General features: G+C 64.9%; 17 protein-coding genes. 12 read left to right on the top strand and 5 right to left on the bottom strand.

Features of this window, described 5'->3' with window-relative positions; translation table 11 throughout:
• The first annotated feature begins 296 nt into the window (after positions 1–296).
• On the top strand, positions 297–2,924 hold the full coding sequence (dnaB, locus tag G6N26_RS18220; RefSeq protein WP_067170748.1) for a replicative DNA helicase: 2,628 nt from the start codon (positions 297–299) through the stop codon (positions 2,922–2,924).
• Positions 2,925–2,957: 33 nt separating this feature from the next.
• On the opposite strand, the gene G6N26_RS18225 is transcribed toward dnaB, so the two are convergent.
• A complete protein-coding gene (locus G6N26_RS18225) occupies positions 2,958–3,989 on the bottom strand; it encodes a fused (3R)-hydroxyacyl-ACP dehydratase subunits HadA/HadB (RefSeq protein ID WP_067170751.1) in 1,032 nt (343 codons plus the stop codon).
• A gap of 534 nt (positions 3,990–4,523) precedes the next feature.
• On the opposite strand from G6N26_RS18225, the gene G6N26_RS18230 reads away from it, so the two are divergent.
• Positions 4,524–4,946, top strand: a complete 423-nt coding sequence (locus G6N26_RS18230; RefSeq protein WP_067170991.1) for an Hsp20/alpha crystallin family protein — start codon at positions 4,524–4,526, stop codon at positions 4,944–4,946.
• 596 nt (positions 4,947–5,542) lie between these two features.
• Positions 5,543–5,740, top strand: a complete 198-nt coding sequence (locus tag G6N26_RS18235; protein ID WP_067170754.1) for a hypothetical protein — start codon at positions 5,543–5,545, stop codon at positions 5,738–5,740.
• Between the two features lie 61 nt (positions 5,741–5,801).
• Here G6N26_RS18235 and G6N26_RS18240 read toward each other — a convergent pair whose 3' ends face one another.
• A complete protein-coding gene (locus G6N26_RS18240; RefSeq protein WP_131813326.1) occupies positions 5,802–6,173 on the bottom strand; it encodes a hypothetical protein in 372 nt (123 codons plus the stop codon).
• A 104-nt stretch (positions 6,174–6,277) separates the two neighbouring features.
• On the opposite strand from G6N26_RS18240, the gene G6N26_RS18245 reads away from it, so the two are divergent.
• The 4 genes from G6N26_RS18245 to G6N26_RS18260 all read left to right on the top strand — a co-directional run bounded on the left by G6N26_RS18245 (position 6,278) and on the right by G6N26_RS18260 (position 9,952).
• Positions 6,278–6,553 (top strand): hypothetical protein, encoded by a 276-nt coding sequence (locus G6N26_RS18245; protein WP_083015653.1) that lies wholly within the window; start codon positions 6,278–6,280, stop codon positions 6,551–6,553.
• Positions 6,554–6,607: 54 nt separating this feature from the next.
• Positions 6,608–7,348, top strand: a complete 741-nt coding sequence (locus G6N26_RS18250; protein WP_083015649.1) for an SDR family NAD(P)-dependent oxidoreductase — start codon at positions 6,608–6,610, stop codon at positions 7,346–7,348.
• Between the two features lie 99 nt (positions 7,349–7,447).
• Positions 7,448–8,881: an FAD-binding oxidoreductase gene (locus G6N26_RS18255; protein WP_083015646.1), complete on the top strand. Its 1,434-nt coding sequence runs from the start codon at positions 7,448–7,450 to the stop codon at positions 8,879–8,881.
• A gap of 393 nt (positions 8,882–9,274) precedes the next feature.
• On the top strand, positions 9,275–9,952 hold the full coding sequence (locus tag G6N26_RS18260; protein ID WP_067170766.1) for a Crp/Fnr family transcriptional regulator: 678 nt from the start codon (positions 9,275–9,277) through the stop codon (positions 9,950–9,952).
• Here G6N26_RS18260 and G6N26_RS18265 read toward each other — a convergent pair.
• The gene (locus G6N26_RS18265; protein ID WP_179960229.1) at positions 9,949–10,824 is read right to left on the bottom strand and encodes an alpha/beta fold hydrolase; all 876 of its coding nucleotides are present in this window, start codon (positions 10,822–10,824) and stop codon (positions 9,949–9,951) included. The genes G6N26_RS18260 and G6N26_RS18265 overlap by 4 nt on opposite strands.
• Positions 10,825–11,207: 383 nt before the next feature.
• Here G6N26_RS18265 and G6N26_RS18270 point away from each other — a divergent pair, with 383 nt between their 5' ends.
• The 4 genes from G6N26_RS18270 to G6N26_RS18285 are packed head-to-tail and all read left to right on the top strand — an operon-like array spanning position 11,208 to position 14,626.
• A complete protein-coding gene (locus G6N26_RS18270) occupies positions 11,208–12,599 on the top strand; it encodes an FAD-dependent oxidoreductase (RefSeq protein ID WP_083015643.1) in 1,392 nt (463 codons plus the stop codon).
• Positions 12,596–13,027 (top strand): SgcJ/EcaC family oxidoreductase, encoded by a 432-nt coding sequence (locus G6N26_RS18275; RefSeq protein ID WP_067170775.1) that lies wholly within the window; start codon positions 12,596–12,598, stop codon positions 13,025–13,027. The genes G6N26_RS18270 and G6N26_RS18275 overlap by 4 nt, the downstream gene beginning before the upstream one ends.
• A 55-nt stretch (positions 13,028–13,082) precedes the next feature.
• The gene (locus tag G6N26_RS18280; RefSeq protein ID WP_067170779.1) at positions 13,083–13,637 is read left to right on the top strand and encodes an arsinothricin resistance N-acetyltransferase ArsN1 family B; all 555 of its coding nucleotides are present in this window, start codon (positions 13,083–13,085) and stop codon (positions 13,635–13,637) included.
• A 32-nt stretch (positions 13,638–13,669) separates the two neighbouring features.
• A complete protein-coding gene (locus tag G6N26_RS18285; protein WP_083015639.1) occupies positions 13,670–14,626 on the top strand; it encodes a dipeptidase in 957 nt (318 codons plus the stop codon).
• Between the two features lie 21 nt (positions 14,627–14,647).
• On the opposite strand, the gene G6N26_RS18290 is transcribed toward G6N26_RS18285, so the two are convergent.
• Positions 14,648–15,355 carry an Mce protein gene (locus G6N26_RS18290; RefSeq protein WP_179960230.1) on the bottom strand — a complete coding sequence of 236 codons (708 nt, stop codon included), beginning with the start codon at positions 15,353–15,355 and terminating at the stop codon, positions 14,648–14,650.
• On the bottom strand, positions 15,355–15,966 hold the full coding sequence (locus tag G6N26_RS18295; protein WP_083015636.1) for a hypothetical protein: 612 nt from the start codon (positions 15,964–15,966) through the stop codon (positions 15,355–15,357). Before G6N26_RS18295 ends, G6N26_RS18290 begins: the two co-directional genes overlap by 1 nt.
• A gap of 334 nt (positions 15,967–16,300) precedes the next feature.
• Between G6N26_RS18295 and G6N26_RS18300 the strand changes: the two genes are divergently transcribed.
• Positions 16,301–17,170 (top strand): MlaE family ABC transporter permease, encoded by an 870-nt coding sequence (locus G6N26_RS18300; protein ID WP_067170793.1) that lies wholly within the window; start codon positions 16,301–16,303, stop codon positions 17,168–17,170.

Here is a 17,170-nt window from a genome sequence, read left to right on the forward strand (position 1 = left end):
TTGTCCACACTAATTTGATGGCGTTGTATGGCCGGTATCTGCGCCGATGTCCTCGCCCTTTGCATTAATCCACAGGTTCTCCACACCCCGCTCAACACAGGTGTCGACAGATATGCACACACGATGCACAGCTTCATGAACAGCTCCCCTTTTACCTAGTGGCCAGCAACGTCTAACGTCGTCCCGGCGCCGGACGTGCGGGCGCTCTGCGGCGAAGGTGTCAGGACCTTGACCTACCCTCAATGCCAGCTATCGAATGTATGTTCGGATGAATGGATCACGGGAGAAGGGAATCCATGGCGGTCGTCGATGATCTGACGTCGGGCATGGATGCATCGTCGCCGAGCGAGGATTTCGGGCGTCAGCCGCCGCAGGACCTGGCGGCCGAGCAGGCCGTGCTGGGCGGCATGCTGCTGAGCAAGGACGCCATCGCCGACGTGCTCGAACGGCTGCGTCCCGGGGACTTCTACCGCCCCGCGCACCAGAACGTCTACGACGCGATCCTGGATCTGTACGGGCGTGGGGAGCCGGCCGACGCCGTGACGGTCGCCGCGGAATTGGACCGCCGCAACCTGCTGCGTCGAATCGGCGGTGCGCCCTATCTGCACACCCTGATCTCGACGGTGCCCACCGCGGCCAACGCCGGCTACTACGCGACCATCGTGGCCGAGAAGGCGCTGCTGCGGCGCCTCGTCGAGGCCGGCACCCGGGTGGTGCAATACGGCTACGCGGGCGCCGAGGGTGCCGACGTGGCCGAGGTCGTCGACCGCGCGCAGGCGGAAATCTACGAGGTGGCCGAGCGGCGCACGACGGAGGATTTCGTACCGCTCGAGGATCTGCTGCAGCCGACGATGGACGAGATCGACGCCATCGCCTCCAACGGCGGTGTGGCGCGCGGCGTACCGACCGGCTTCACCGAACTCGACGAGGTGACCAACGGCCTGCACGCCGGGCAGATGATCATCGTGGCGGCTAGACCTGGAGTCGGGAAAGCTCTCGCGTTGGACACGCTGCTTCCCACACCGACGGGCTGGACGACGATGGGTGATGTCGCGGTCGGTGACGAGTTGCTCGGCGCCGACGGACAGCCCACGCGAGTCGTGGCGGCGACCGACGTGATGCTGGGACGGCCGTGCTACGAGGTGGAATTCTCTGACGGGACAGTGATCGTCGCTGACGCGGCGCATCAGTGGCTTACCGAGACGCGCGCGTCACGGAAGTCAGCGCAGGCGGCGGCGGTGGGTTACAACCGGTACAAGAATCAACGCACCTTTGCCGCGGTGCGAACGACGGCCGAGATCGCCGGAAGCTTGCGCTGCCCCACTCAAGACCGGCGACTGAACCACAGCGTCGTCAACTCGCGTGCCCTGGTCTTACCGGATCGCGAATACCTGGTGCCCCCTTACACACTCGGCGCCTGGCTCGGAGACGGCACCAGCGCCGCAGCCCAGATCACCGCGGTCGATCCTGAAATCGTCATGCGCATCGAAGCGGACGGCGTCGTCGCGGTTCCCTCGGAATCCGCGCGGTACCGCTACCAGCTCCGTCTGCCGGCTCATCCTGATCAAGCCCCGCGCCAGTGCGTGGTCTGCGGCACGTCGTTCATCCCCCACACCAGTCAGGTGCGGACCTGTGGACGCTCGTGTGGCGGCCGGGCACGATTTATTTCCGACGCGGTACCCAGCCCCACCTGCGACCGTTGCGGGGGACCATCCGTGGGGCTGCGACTGTGCCAGACATGCCACTCCACGGTCGGCACCTTGCAGGCGCGCCTGCGCACAATCGGAGTGCTTGGAAACAAGCACATCCCCATGGAATACCTGCGGGGATCCGAGGCGCAACGGCGCGAGTTACTCGCTGGCTTGCTCGATACCGATGGAACCGTGACAGCCGGTGGTGCCGTGCAGTTTTCAGTCACAAACCAGCGGCTCGCGTGCGATGTCGCCGAGCTGATCGTCAGCCTTGGCTATCGCTGCCAAACTTCGACCAAGCGCGTCCGCGGGCGCCACGAATCGACTAGCACCGCCTACACCCTGACCTTCTCCACCGAAGACAAAGTGTTCGCCTTGGAGCGAAAGGCCATCGTGCACAAGGAGCGTCGGGCTGCTACCGGCACCGCGCGCTCGGGATCACGCTTCATCGTGGATGTCCGCCCTGTCGAGACAGTTGCTGTGCGTTGTGTCGAAGTGGACAACAACAGCCACATGTATCTGGCGAGCAACGCAATGATCCCCACTCACAACTCCACCCTTGGCCTGGACTTCCTGCGCTCGTGTTCAATTAAGCACCGCATGGCCAGCGTCATCTTCTCGCTGGAGATGAGCAAGTCCGAGATCGTCATGCGGTTGCTGTCGGCGGAAGCGAAGATCAAACTCGCCGACATGCGATCGGGCCGGATGAGCGATGAAGACTGGACGCGGTTGGCGCGGCGCATGAGCGAAATCAGCGAGGCCCCACTGTATATCGATGACTCGCCCAACCTGACCATGATGGAGATCCGCGCCAAAGCGCGCCGCCTGCGGCAGAAATCCGACCTGAGGCTGGTCGTGGTCGACTATCTGCAGCTGATGTCGTCGGGAAAGAAGGTTGAGTCGCGACAGCTAGAGGTGTCCGAATTCTCGCGCCAGCTCAAGCTTTTGGCCAAGGAGCTCGAGGTTCCGGTCGTCGCGATCAGCCAGCTCAACCGTGGTCCCGAGCAGCGCACCGACAAGAAGCCGATGCTGTCCGACCTTCGTGAGTCGGGATCGCTGGAGCAGGATGCGGACATGGTGATCCTGCTAAACCGACCGGATGCGTTCGAACGGGACGACCCGCGCGGGGGAGAGGCGGATTTCATCCTCGCCAAACACCGCAACGGCCCAACCAAGACGGTCACCGTGGCCCACCAGTTGCACCTGTCGCGCTTCGCCAACATGGCGCGATGACAATGGTGCCGGCGCCTGCCATCCCAGTAGACGTCAGCGGAAACGGATGTTCAACGTCGCCAGACCAAAGATCTTGCGGCCGGCCGACTTTGCGCCGACGATCACGACTCCGGTGCGCGTTTCCGGGTCCAGTGACTTGATCCTGCCGCTGTATTCGATGTCGGCACCCTCGCTGGCCGACACGACCACGGGCTGGGACAGCCGCACCGCGTAGCGGGTAACGGCACCGGGATCGCCTGACCATGCTGAGCCGAAACCGGCACCCAACGCCATGGTGAGCATTCCGTGGGCGATCACGTCGGGCTGCCCCGCCAATTTGGCGAGGTTCTCGTCCCAATGAAGCGGGTTGGCGTCGCAGGCCACCCCGGAATAGTTCACCAGGTCGCCGCGCGACAGTCGGGCGTGGTGGACCGGTAATTCGTCGCCGACCTTCACGTCATCGAAGGATGGTGTCCCCGGGGTGCGGGTCATGCCCCCGGGTGCGATCCGAACCTCGTCTGTGGGACGGACTGTCTTCTCGTAGTCCGTTTCGGAGTAGTCGATTCCGGCGAGGTTCACGTCGTGCATCATCACTTGCTGCGCGACGGTCCTGATCCCCGGATCGACATCCTCGGCAGTGACGCCGACGACGGTGGTGTGTAGGGTGTGCACCCGCTCGCCGGCGGTATCGGTGAAGGTATTGGTCACCGTGATCAAGTCTCTGCCGGCGATCCGGCGCACCGATGACAGTTCGACATCAATGTGCAGTTCGTCGCCGGCCACGATCGGTCGGTGTTGCTCGAAGACTTCTTCGGTCTGCAGATACATCTCGTAACCGATGACGATGGACTCGAACAAGTGCCGATTGGCTGCCATCGCCGGAGCCGACGTGAAGGTCAGCGGAGCCACCAGGTCCGAATATCCCAGCTCAGCAGCGGCGTCGAGTTTCCAGTGCGCAGGATGATAGTCCTGCACGGCACGGGCGAACTCGCGCACTTTCTCACGGCCGACCTGGTACGTGTCGTCGATCTGGTAGAAGTGACCGACCCGCGCTTCGAGTGCTGACGCTTCTGCTGCTGCTGTCATATTTTTGCCCAACTTTTCTGTAGGCCTGTTCATGGAAGCCGACCTACGCACACTAACGCGGCCGCACCAGGCCACCGGAGGCCGCAACGCGGATGACACCGACGATGGCGGCGGTTGCGGGTCAGCTTGGTCGACGCGACAGTTCACGATCTGTCCCCTGATCGCCCAGCTTGTGCCGGTCGGTTCTGGCGGCGCAGTGACAAGCTCGCCTGCGTTGCACCAGTCATCGGCGGGATTCCACTGGACGGCGTCACCCCGTAGGAAGACCAGCCGTGCCACAGCGCCCAGCACGGACCATCGGCGTTCGAGCAGCAGGCGGCCTGAGTATTGAGGAAGCGCCGAGCGTAATGCCATTTCACACGTCGCGGGCAACCCCTTCCTCGAGCTTTCCAAGGCTGGCCACGCTGACCGGCAGAGGAAAATTTCAGCAGACCCCTTGCCAAGACCGGCGTCCCGCGTTATATAAAAACTATGCCGCAAGGCACAGATAATCGAGCAGTTAGACAGCAGATAGGAGTGTTGGAGGTGACGACCATGTTGGTTCGTAGCGATCCGTTTCGTGACCTCGATCGCTTCACTCAGCAGGTATTCGGCACCGCGGCGCGTCCGGCCGTGATGCCGATGGACGCCTGGCGCGATGGCGAGCAATTCGTGGTCGAATTTGATCTGCCCGGAATCGATGAACAGTCGCTGGACCTCGACATCGAGCGCAATGTGGTGACGGTGCGCGCCGAACGCCCCGATGTGGACCCAAGCCGGGAAATGCTGGCCACCGAACGGGCGCGTGGGGTGTTCACCCGCCAGCTGGTGCTCGGCGACAATCTCGACACCGACCGTATCGACGCGCGCTATGACGCCGGGGTGCTGAGGTTGTGTATTCCGGTGGCCGAGAAGGCCAAGCCGCGCAAGATCGCCGTCGAGCGCGGAGATAGGCGGCAGACCGCAATCAGCGCGTGATGGGCCGGTGTGATGCTGACGGAACGTGGGTTGATGACAACGCACTGCAGCACCGGGACAGCTTCGGAACACGCCACGGGCACTGGGGCTTCACCAGAGCAGCAGCTGGCGCTTTTACCCGACGTTGACCCAGAAACCTTGGTGCTGATTGCCGAGGTCGACGCGATCTTGTGCGCGGCGGAAGCGACCCTGCTTCGTCGGCCACCGGCGCCACCAGTGACTGGGTGTGCTCGACTCGGGCCCCGGTCACCTGGTCGGTCGTGGGAGGTAGACGCGCAGCCTTGGAGCGCGCCACCGCACACTGTGCGCGCCGTTCAGCGCGGCCCTCCGCGCCGAAGCACCCGGCCAACCCGTGACACAACACTCTAGAAAGGCAGGTGATGGCATCACAGCGAGGATGACTGGGCAGTCCGCCGATCCGGGCAATACCAAAGGGCAACACCTCAGTCCTTGCGCGGACGAGGACAGGCCACTGCCAAGCCAGGCACCTCGGCCCGGGGCGGACCGCCCACCCTCCCATCAGCCACAGAAGTTTCGTCAGAGTGAAAGGCCTTGCTAGTCAGCAGTATTCGTCACCGACGAGGGAAAGGATAGCTGTGATCGACAAAGCCATGCTCAACAGCGCTGCACGCCGGCACTCGGTGAGGCTGCACAACTTAATGCCGGTGGAGGCCGACCCCGCCGACTGGGCAGAACAGCAACAGCTAGTGCCCCTGCCCGATGACGAATATCCCCATGTCGGTGGGGACCGCCGCGTCCTGATCGCGGCATCAAGCGGACTCGAGGTCGACTGAAAGCCGAATGCCGTCAGCCGTCCCGTCAACGCCGATAATCACTCACGCGAGACGGCGGTCTTCAAAAGGCCAAGTCGTAACAGACCCACAGCAACGGCCCGACCACGATCAGCGCCAGCAACGTGACCCCGCCGATCAGCCGCCATGCGACGGTTGAGCGAAAGACAACCGCCGTAACCGCTGACACCGTGGCCAGGACGATCAGCACGGTCGCGATGACGACCTCGGTCCGGGCCGACTGCACCGCAGACTCGGAGAGTGGCGGGAAAAATCCCGCTTCGAGTCTGAACGCCAACGCGGGAGTGCTCTCGGCCATCAGCAACAGGAGGGTCGCGATCATCATCGAGCCCAAACCGACCAGTGACAGGCATGCCCCAAAGATGTTGCGGTTGGCCGGATCTATCGGGCCGGTGTAGTGGGGCATTTCATCCACCCCCAAATCGTAGGACTTCGTCGCCTGCGGTGGGGCCAGACTTGTTCTCCGAGGTGTAGCCGTCATGTGACCTTCTCGCGACGGCAACCGAGGACGCTCGTCACGTGACGGTAATCGCGGCGATCTGCGCGCTCACGACGGCAACATGCATCGGCTACTACTTCGGGCGCCGCGCCAGCACCCCGCGGCCCACCTGGACGAGGCGCACCAGCCGAATCGCACTGGGCAAGCTGGCATTCAACCTGCTCGCGCTGATCACAGCCCGCCGGCTCCAGCAGAGCTTGCGCCTCGAGCGGATCTTCTTCAATAAACGAGGGTCGAGACCGGTTGTCCCCCTTGAGCTTCTGCGGGGTAGCGTCGTGCGCATGCGGTCCTCCTAGAGTGCTGTAAGCATTCCGCCGCATCGACCGTCGTTGAGAAGGAAGAGAGCTGGCATGGCTGCGCTGCAGGGCAAGGTGGCATTGGTGACGGGGGCGTCGTCGGGCCTGGGCGCGGAAACCGCCAAGTTGTTCTCCCGTCAGGGCGCAACGGTTTTCGGCATCGGTCGGGACACCGGCCGCCTGTCCGACGTCTTTGTCGACGTGGAACGCGGTGGCTACGCATCGGTGGACATTGCCTCGGCGCAGGCCTGCAGAGACGCGGTAGAGCACTGCGTGCGCGAATTCGGCGGCCTGGACATTCTCGTCAATGTCGCGGGCAAGCACCAGATGCGCCGGACGGAGTCGATGACCGACGACGACTGGGAGCAGGACGTGGCGGTCAACATGAACGGTCCCTTCTATCTCTGCCGGGCCGCGCTGCCCCACCTGCTGGAGCGGGGCGGAAACATCGTCAACGTGAGCTCGATCGCCGGCGTCGAGGGCCAGGCGTACTCGGCCGGTTACTGCGCCGCCAAGCATGGGCTGCTCGGCCTCACCCGCGCGCTGGCCGTCGAGTACACGGCGGACCGCCTGCGCGTCAATGCGGTGTGTCCGGGCGGCATGCTCACCCCGCAAATCGAACAGTTCAGCGCCCCGGACAATCCGAACTACGACCTGATCCTGCGCACGGCCTCGCCGCGCGGCATGATGCAACCACTCGATGTCGCCAACGTGATCGCCTTCCTCGCCAGTGACGCCGCAGCCGCGGTCCACGGCGCCGTCTATCGGGTCGACAACGGCAAGGGCGCCGGATAACGGTTGGGGCACGTTTCGGTCAACCGTCGACATGTCATGGGCCACCGCGGATCTCGTGGTTAACAATTCGGGGCATGAGGCAGTCGCGGGAGCCCGACGTTGGCGCGTGAGATCTCACGGCAGACGTTTCTGCGCGGCGCCGTCGGGGCGCTAGCCGCCGGAGCGGTGCTCGGCGCGCCCCGCGCGATCGCAGATCCACGGCCGTCCGGCTGGGAAGGCCTGTCCACGGCGCTCGGCGGCAAGGTGTTGCTTCCGGACAACCCCCAATTCGCAAGCGCCAAACAGGTTTTCAACACCAACTACAACGGCTCCACGCCGGCGGCGGTCGTCACCCCCACGTCGGCGGCCGACGTGCAAAAGGCGATGGCCTTCGCCGCCGCGCACAATCTCAAGGTCGCTCCGCGCAGTGGTGGGCACTCCTACATCGGAGCGTCGACCGCCAACGGGACCATGGTGCTCGATCTGCGCCAACTGCCCGGCGATGCCAACTACGACGCCGCCACGGGGCAGGTCACCGTGACCCCGGCCACCAGTCTCTACACGATGCACCGGACGCTGGCCGCCGCAGGCCGGGGCGTCCCGACGGGTACCTGCCCGTCGGTCGGTGCCGCGGGCCACGCGCTGGGCGGCGGCCTGGGCGCCCAATCCCGGCATGCGGGCCTGCTCTGCGACCGGCTGACGTCGGCCTCGGTGGTCCTGCCCAACGGCCAGGCGGTCACCGCATCCGCCAACAGCAACCCCGACCTGTTCTGGGCGCTGCGCGGCGGCGGTGGCGGCAACTTCGGCGTGACGACCGCGCTGACTTTCGCCACGTTCCCCACCAAGGACGTCGACGTCGTCAACCTCAACTTCCCACCCGAATCGTTCGCCCAGGTCCTGGTCGGATGGCAGAACTGGCTGCGCACGGCCGACCGCAACAGCTGGGCACTGGCCGACGCCACCGTCGACGCGATGGGCATGCATTGCCGCATCATGGCGACCTCCCCGGCCGGATCCGGCAACAGCACGGCGGCGGCCATCACCCAAGCGGTCGGAATGCAACCGTCCGGCACCGAGAACCACACTTTCAACTACATGGACCTGGTGAACTACCTGGCTGTCGGGAACCTCAACCCTTCGCCACTCGGCTACGTCGGCGGATCCGATGTCTTCCCCACCGTCAACGCGGGCGTCGCACAGGGGATCGCCGCGGCGGTCAACGCCTTTCCCCGCAATGCCGGTCGCATGTTGGCGATCATGCACGCGCTCGACGGGGCCCTCGCGACCGTGGCGCCGGGGGCGACGGCCTTCCCCTGGCGCCGTCAGTCGGCGCTGGTGCAGTGGTACGTCGAAACCGGTGACTCTGCGGCCGCGACTAACTGGCTCGGCACGGCACACCAAGCGGTGCAACAATATTCGGTCGGCGGCTACGTGAACTACATCGAGGCCAATCAGTCACCGGCGCGCTACTTCGGCCCGAACCTGTCCAAGCTGAGCGCGGTCCGGCAGAAATATGACCCCGGCCGGGTGATGTTCTCCGGGCTGAATTTCTAGCCATCGGACCGTCGCGGCGCACGGCCGCCAAGCCGGTGATTAGACCACCTTTGCACGGGGTACTACCACTGCATCTGTGCGAGTAAGGGGTTTGGTGAATGGCAGTGGAACACGGTCACGCCCGGTGCCCGCGGTGCATGGCATGGGCGCAGTACAGCTTCCTTGAGCGTGACGACAAACTCGAGTATCAGGTTCATTGCGACGCGTGTGGCAACGTCTACTGCGAAGTCACCCCCGCGTCGACCGCCTCAACGCCGGCCGCCTAGCCGCCGACCTGCTGCGTTACGGAATTTTACCCTGGTGTAAAGTCTAGGCCGCGAGCCAAGACGCCCCCAACCTGGAGCAGCGCCTAGTGCGCGCAAACGCCGTGCGGAAGGCGTTGAAAGGGGCGGCGTGGACGACATTTTGGCGCAAGCCGGCATCTTCCAGGGAATCTCACCCGATGCGGTCGCCGCGTTGGCTCGGCACCTGCAGCACGTTTCGTTCCCGCGCCGGCGCACCGTCTTCGTCGAAGGCGAGGCGGGCGACGATCTCTATGTGATCTTGGCTGGCTCGGTGAAAATCCGCCACCAGACGGCAGACGGCCGGGAAACCGTCTTCGCGGTGCTGGGCCCCGGTGACGTGTTCGGCGAGCTCGCACTCTTCGATCCGGGCCCGCGAACCTCGACGGTGATCACGCTGACCGAGGTGGAAGCCGTCAGGATGGACCGTCCCGCCCTGCGAACGTGGATGGTCGAACGACCCGAAATCGCCGAGCAGCTGCTAAGGGTGCTGGCGCGTCGGCTCCGGCACACCAATAACACGCTGTGCGACTTGATTTTCACCGATGTGCCCGCCCGAGTGGCCAAGCAAATCCTCGATCTGGCAATGCGATTCGGCACCAACAACGGGGGCCCGGTGCGCGTCGAGCATCACCTCACGCAAAAGGAGCTCGCTCAACTCGTCGGTTCGTCCCGCGAAACGGTCAACAAGGCGCTATCGGACTTCACCCAACGCGGCTGGATTCGGCAGCAGGGTAAGGCCCTGATCATCGACCAACCCTCGAAGTTGGCTCGCCGCGCCCGAGCCTAGGTGATCGACCAGAATTCCAGCAGGGTGCGCAACGTCGCGACCAGCGGGAGCGGTTGGTCGAGCATCGGATGATGACCGGCTTCGGCCAACTCGACAAAGGGGCCCCTCAACTGCAGCAGGGAGCGGATCCTTTCGGCCATGGCGGGCGGCACCAATCCGGCTTCGCAACGTAAATACCCGACACGGCAACGCATTGCGGCGAGCATGCTTTCCAGCGATTCCTCGTCGGCGGGTGTCGGCTCGAGAAACTCGCCGCCAAAGATCGCCGGATCGAATTTCCACACCCAGCCCGCGTCGGATTTGCGCACCGACTCGGCCGCGATGTGCTGGCGGACGTAGGGGAGGATCAGCTCCTGCGACGGCACGGCCGTGAAGCGGGCCAGGATCTCGTCTTTCGTCCGGTATTCGGTGTGTTTGTGTCGGCGCAGGCGCCCTTCCTCCGGCGCACGCTCCCACAACGGCGAGTCGATCACCAGCATGCTGTTGATCTGCTGGCTGTAGTGCATCGCTGCCGTGGATGCGACCCAACCGCCCATGCTGTGCCCGACGATGGTCGGCCGCCCGGCGGGCCCGGCGGCGGAAGCGGCCGCCATCACCTCGCTTGCCCAGATCCGCAGGTCGTAGGCCGCGCGTGACCCACTGTCGCCATGCCCGGACAGATCCAGCGCGATCACCCGGTGAGTACGAGAAAAGAACGGCGCGACGTGATCCCACCAACCGGAGTGCGCTCCGCCGCCGTGGATCAATACGACTGGAGGTTGGTCCTCGGCACCCCAAATGCGGAGGTGGATGCGGCAGCCGTCGACGTCGACCTCACCGTGCTCGGGGTGTTGATCGAGCGCGGCAGTGAACCACGCCGGCGTAACCGGCATCTGGCGCGAACGGGAAAACAGTTTGACCCTCCCTATTCGCGATGCAGGTCAGCCACGCCGACGCCCCACTTTAACTGCAGCGGAACAATTCCGGAAGGACGCGCGACCGTCGCCGGCAGTCCCGGGGGCGGCATCGAATCATCGGCATGGCCGGCAGAAATGCTGGCGCCGACCCAAATGCTGTGCATAAATCCAACTTTCATCGAGGTGATGCGATCGGCTGGTCGGGCGCCTGGACCCGTTCAGTAGCGACTCCTCTCGGGACAACGACCCCTATTACTGTAGCCTTAAGATTCTTACCATAACCTTAGATTTGCGGTATGCTGCTGCGGCATGGGTCACGACACCAACTGGGTGGGCTCGACTGACCAACGGCATGTGCCGTGAACGCCTCGCGTGAGCACGCCGTTGTGCTGGGCGCCGGGATCGCGGGTCTGCTTGCCGCGCGCGTCCTTTCGGAGTTCTACGCCTCGGTGTGCGTCATCGAGCGGGACAAGGCTCCCGGCCTTCCCATTCCCCGGAAGGGTGTGCCACAAGGCCGCCACGTCCACAATTTCCTGAGCCGGGGGACGCAGGTTCTCGCCGAACTGTTTCCGGGACTGATCGACGAGATGGGCGCCGCCGGCGCGGTTGTCATCGATGACGGGGACTTGTCGCGGTTTTACGTGCGCACGGGTCGCTATGAACTCAGGCGTTCGGGCACATTGAGGGATCCCGCGGCCGTGACGTTGTGTCTGGCGACCCGACCGTTCGTCGAGTCCCACGTGCATCGGCGCGTCGCGGCGCTGTCCAACGTGAAATTTCTCGACGGCCACGAGGTGATCGAGCCGCTAGCCGACGCAGGTGCCGTGACCGGTGCGCGAATCACGCACCGCGACAACGGCGCACCGAGAGACCTGCCCGCCGATCTGGTCGTCGATGCCACGGGCCGGTCCGCCCGCACACCGGCATTCTTGGAGGCCATGGCCTACGGTCGCCCGCCCGAGACGCGGTCCACCGCCATGCTGGGTTATTCCAGCCAGCTGCTGAGCATCCCGGACGGGTGCATCGACCAGCAGATGGTCGTGTTCAACCTCGGGGGCGGCGGTAAGCCTGGCGGGCTGCTGCTGGCTTGCGAGAACGACACCTGGATGTTCGCGGTCGGCCGCACCATCGACACCGGGGGAGCGCCAACCGATTTCGCCACCATGCTCGGGTTGGTCGACGACGCATTGCCCCCAAAAATTCTGCACGGGTTGCGCCAGGCGCACGCGCTCGCGGACATCGCCACGTTCCGCAACCCGGCGGCGGTATGGCGGCGCTACGACCAGATGACGAGATTCCCGCGCGGGCTACTCGTGATCGGTGATGCGCTGTGCAGCCCCAACCCCGTGTACGGGCAGGGCATGACAATGGCGGCACAGCAAGCACTCGCGCTGCAGGTCTGTCTGCGCGGCGGCGACGCCGACTTGGCTCGGCGTTTCTTTGGCAGGACAGCACGCGACATCGGGCCGACGTGGGCGGTCAACGAGGCCAACGACCGAGTCCCGTCCACCTCCCGCAAACCTTCGCTGCAACGCCGGCTGCGCGGCCAGTTGGTCAGGGCCATACTCGAGGCCGCCGGTGACGACACCGCGGTAACCGAACGCCTGCTTCGGATCACCCACCTCGTCAACCCACCGACGGGGCTCCAGGACCCCGCGCTGCTGCTTCGTGTCCTTCGAGTCAACCTGCGGCGACGGTTCCAACGCGCGCAGAAGCAGCGTCGACACCAACGATTGCGGGAGGCATTGTGACGAGCGGCGACCAGCGAGCCGACGAAGACGCCATCCGCGGCCTGATCGACCAGCAGGTAAGGGGTTGGGCCGCGGGCGATCCCGACGCTTACGCCAGCGTCTTCACCCCGGACGCGGACTACGTCACTTTTCTGGGCCGCCACCACACGGGCCGAGAAGCGATTGCGGCATCGTACGTCCCGCTGTTCCGCAAGCTGCTCAAGGGAACACGCCTACAGATAGACGTCAGCCAGGTCCGGTTCCTCACACCCGACGTGGCCCTGATCCACGCGAAGGCGACGGTGGTGCGACGACGACGCAATCGGCGCAATGCTCGGGTGAACACCAGCGTCGCCGTGCGGACCGCGGGCGGCTGGCGGATCGCGGTTTCGCAGAACACTACGCATCGCCGGCTCACCGAAGCCCTTATGGCCAGGTTGTTTTCCTGAAGGCCGCGACCATCCGTTGCTGTAGGACTAGCGTTCTGTGGTCGTGAGGCTAAGAATGGCCACGCCCGAGGACGCGGGGGCGGTCGCGGGCATCTATCTCCCCTATGTGCGGGACACGGCGGTGTCTTTCGAGACGTCCGCCCCCACCGTCCAGGAGATGCGGTCGCGAATGACCAGCACGCTCGCCACGTTGCCCTGGCTGGTCGTCACGGATGGCCAAGTCGTCAAGGGGTACGCGTATGCCAGCCCGCACCGGGCGCGGGATGCCTATCGTTGGTGCGTCGACGTGTCGCTATACCTCGACGCATCCATTCAGGGCCGGGGGCATGGCCGCCGAATCTACACGGCGCTGCTGAATCTGCTTGCCGCGCAGGGCTACGTCAATGCCTATGCGGGCATTACGCTTCCCAATGCCGCCAGCGTCAGCCTGCACGAAGCTCTGGGCTTCGCCCCCGTCGGCGTCTTTCGCAACGTGGGCTTCAAGCAGGAAAGATGGTGGGATGTCGGCTGGTGGCATCGTCGGCTGGCCGACCCGCCCGGCTACCCGCGCGCACCGAAGTCCTGGGCCGAGCTCGCCGACCAGACCGTCGGCTCCGCGCTCGAGGGGTGAACCGCATCGAGGTCTAAGGAGGGGCGCCGCCCATGACCACACTGCTCTGGGACCAGCACACGTGTCTGCCGCTCACCACCGCCACAGACATCGGCCCGTTGACTCGTTACCAATACGCCGGTGGCACACTGCTTTCGGTCAACGCGGGATATTCACCACACAGCTTCAACGACGCCGTGGCGCTGCTGCACCACTATCGTGCCGCGATCGACGCCCACCCCGACCTGGAATTGTCGGCCACCCTCGACGAGGTAGACGCGGCGACCCGGGCCGGGCGCATCGCGGTGGTCTTCGACCTGGAAGACTCACGCCCGCTTGACGACGACCTGGAGAATGTGCGCAAGCTGGCCAACCTGGGCGTGCGCACCCTGCTGCCGACCTACAACCACGCCAACCGTGCCGGCAGCGGCTGCCTCGACCGCACCGACGGCGGCCTCACCGCCTGGGGCCGCGCGGTCGTCGCCGAGCTGAACACGGTCGGCGTCGTCCCCGACGGATCCCACTGCAGCGCGCGCACCGGACTGGACATGTGCGAGGTATCCACTGGCCCTGTCATTTACAGCCATTCGTGCATGCGTGCGCTGTGGGAACATCCCCGCAACATCACCGACGATCAGGCGCGAGCCTGCGCGCAGACGGGCGGCGTCGTCGGCATCACCGGCGTCGGCATCTTCCTCGGCCCCAACACTCCCACCCTGGAAGCGATGACCCGCCATCTGGAATACGCCGTCGACCTCATCGGTGTCCAGCACGTCGGCATCAGCACCGACTTCTGTTTCGACGCCGCCGATTTCAACACGGAACTGCAGCGCAATCCCCACCTGTTCGACGACAGCTACACCCGCTGGGGTCCGATCCAATGGATGGCGCCGGAGACCTTTGTGACGCTCGGTGAGCACCTGCGGGGAAGGGGATGGAACAGCCGCGACATCCACGCCGTGCTCGGGGGCAACTTCTACCGGGTGGCCCGACGAGCCTGGCGTACCTGAATACGCCGCCGGCGCATCGGTTTACGGGAGCTCGACCTTGCTGGCCAGCCATCGGCCGTCCACTTTTTCCATGGTCATCTTCACCCTGCTGCGGTCCAGCTGAGGTGTCGGCGCCGTCCCGTTGCTCACCGACTGATCGACGAACAGCACGACGTCCACCTTGTCCTCGGTCGCCGACTGGACGGCCGCGTCGACGACGCTGCCGTGCGCCGCGGCCTTGTTGTCGATGAGCGTTTGACGCAGCTGGGCGCTGGATTTGGTGTACATGTCTTTGAACTCGCCGGTCGAGCCGTCGAGGACCTCGGCGAAGTTCTTATCGATCGCGTTGGTGTCCACGCTGGTCAGCGCGAGGATGTATTTCTTCGCGGCAGTCAGTGCCTGGGCCGCCGCCACGTCTTTCTGGTGCTGCTGGAACAGGAGCCAGCCCTCGTATCCGGCGCCGGCCACTACGATGGCCAGAACAGCGGCGGCTGCGCGTCGGACGACCTTGCCCCGCCTGCCATTTCGTGACCGTGGCTGTTCATCGTCGGTCGCGTCGGGGATGGCGTCGGCGTCGATGTCCCCGACCTCGTCGGGTACGATGACGCACTCAGCGTCCTGCGCCGCTTCGGTCGATGGCCGGCTCACGTCGTCCCCCGCGGCCTCTGTGCCTTCGGCGGCGCTGCGGAAGCGATTCACCAACCACGTCCGGGGGTTGCCGACAGTTCGTAGCGATGCGCGGTAGTTCATCAGTCACATGCGCCGGAGTCACGCAGCGCGTTCGCCCAGCCGGTGGCCGAGACGATGTTCGCGTGCGTGACGCCCGACGGATCCTTCCTCTTGATGCTGTCGCTGATCCGTGATAACTGAAATGCCAAGTGAGTCATGGATTCCCCGCCGTATATCGGCGAATAGGGGCCGAAGTTATCGGGTTCGTTGGTGATGATCAAGGGCTTCACCCGCGGGGCCAGAAAGACGGTCGACCGATCGATGTTGGCGACGACGGCATTGGCGTTCCGTTGCGCCCCTCCGGCCGTGTAGTCGTCATGTTGGTCGCCGAGGTAGCGGTTGAAGTCGTTGATCTGGCCCAGCAATGGGTCGAATTGGGACTTGAACCATTGGCAGGAGTCGGCCATTCCGCCGATCATCTCGGGGGTCACCCGAGAGGTGAACGTGTTGTACGGCCAGATGTCGAAGTTCGGTGACCAATCGCTGGGCGCCGGGGTGAACGCCGGCAGCGGAGGGGGAGGCTGAGAAGGATCGGCGTGGGCGGTGCCGGAGAGCATGAGCGCGGTAGCGAGCAGCGCCGGCCCGGCACACACCGCGCCGCCGCCCACCCGTCGCAACCTCGCCAGCATCATCCGCGCCTTCCCAGGAACACGATAACTCGCGACCACCCGAAGCTCTAACCAACTATTTAGTCGACAAATGTCCATTAACATCTGGCGGCCGAAACGCGATCTTCTCGCGAAGTCGATGGCGCGTCAAGTGGTCGCCATCAGGCATATAGGCGAAATGACCACGGGTCATACGCGGGGCGGGCGAGGGAACACGGCGCCGAATCTGCACAAAGTGCAAAGTGAGATCTTCCGCATATCTTGAGCAGCGGTTAACATAGCCGCCCGTGGGGGCACAGCAAAGGTTCACCGATGAACGCACATACCTGCGAGTGGTCGCGCTGAGGCGCATCCGGCGATGACCGCCCAGGACGACCGCGCGCTCACCGAGGACCGGGCGCACGACAATGTGGCCACCATCCAGGACTGGTCCGCGGGCTACGTCGTGCGGCACCCCCTTGCCTCGCTCAACACCCTCGGCGAGCAGTACATCCTCGCTGTCCGCACGATCGAGTACTGCATGGTCGACCTGTTCACCGGCCGCTTCCAATGGGCGGAGTTCGTGCGACAGGGCGCGTTCATGGCGGCGACCGCCGTGCTGCCCACGGTCCTGGTGGCGCTGCCGATCGGGGTGACGCTGTCCATCCAGTTCGCGCTGTTGGCCAACCAGGTCGGTGCGACCTCCCTCGCGGGCGCCGCCAGTGGGCTTGCCGTGATCCGTCAGGCCGCCTCGCTGGTGGCCGCGGTGCTGATGGCTTCGGCGGTCGGGTCCGCCATCACCGCGGATCTCGGGTCTCGGACCATGCGCGAGGAAACCGACGCGATGGAGGTCATGGGGGTTTCGGTGATCCGCCGTCTGGTCGTCCCTCGCTTCGCCGCGGCCATCATGGTCGGCGTCGCGCTGACCGGAATCACCTGTTTCGTCGGCTTTTTGGCCAGCTATCTGTTCAATGTCTACTTCCAGCGCGGCGCACCGGGCAGTTTCGTGGCGACGTTTTCGTCGTTCGCCACCACGGAGGACATGATCGTCGCGCTGCTCAAGGCCGTGATCTACGGGGCCATCGTCGCGGTCATCGCCTGCCAGAAAGGGCTTTTCACCAAGGGCGGCCCGGCGGGCGTGGCCAACTCGGTGAATGCGGCGGTGGTGGAATCGATCTTGGTGTTGATGATCGTCAACGTCGGAATCAGCCAGTTGTACAACACGCTGTTCCCCCGGACGGGGCTGTGA

The organism is Mycobacterium marseillense (assembly GCF_010731675.1).
In the GTDB taxonomy this organism is placed as follows: Bacteria; Actinomycetota; Actinomycetes; order Mycobacteriales; family Mycobacteriaceae; genus Mycobacterium; species Mycobacterium marseillense.

Coding starts and splice junctions, on each gene's coding strand:
- dnaB (WP_067170748.1), top strand. CDS start 297: ATGGCGGTCGTCGATGATCTGACGTCGGGCATGGATGCATCGTCGCCG.
- G6N26_RS18225 (WP_067170751.1), bottom strand. CDS start 3,989: ATGACAGCAGCAGCAGAAGCGTCAGCACTCGAAGCGCGGGTCGGTCAC.
- G6N26_RS18230 (WP_067170991.1), top strand. CDS start 4,524: ATGTTGGTTCGTAGCGATCCGTTTCGTGACCTCGATCGCTTCACTCAG.
- G6N26_RS18250 (WP_083015649.1), top strand. CDS start 6,608: ATGGCTGCGCTGCAGGGCAAGGTGGCATTGGTGACGGGGGCGTCGTCG.
- G6N26_RS18265 (WP_179960229.1), bottom strand. CDS start 10,824: ATGCCGGTTACGCCGGCGTGGTTCACTGCCGCGCTCGATCAACACCCC.
- G6N26_RS18280 (WP_067170779.1), top strand. CDS start 13,083: ATGGCCACGCCCGAGGACGCGGGGGCGGTCGCGGGCATCTATCTCCCC.
- G6N26_RS18285 (WP_083015639.1), top strand. CDS start 13,670: ATGACCACACTGCTCTGGGACCAGCACACGTGTCTGCCGCTCACCACC.
- G6N26_RS18290 (WP_179960230.1), bottom strand. CDS start 15,355: ATGAACTACCGCGCATCGCTACGAACTGTCGGCAACCCCCGGACGTGG.
- G6N26_RS18295 (WP_083015636.1), bottom strand. CDS start 15,966: ATGATGCTGGCGAGGTTGCGACGGGTGGGCGGCGGCGCGGTGTGTGCC.
- G6N26_RS18300 (WP_067170793.1), top strand. CDS start 16,301: ATGACCGCCCAGGACGACCGCGCGCTCACCGAGGACCGGGCGCACGAC.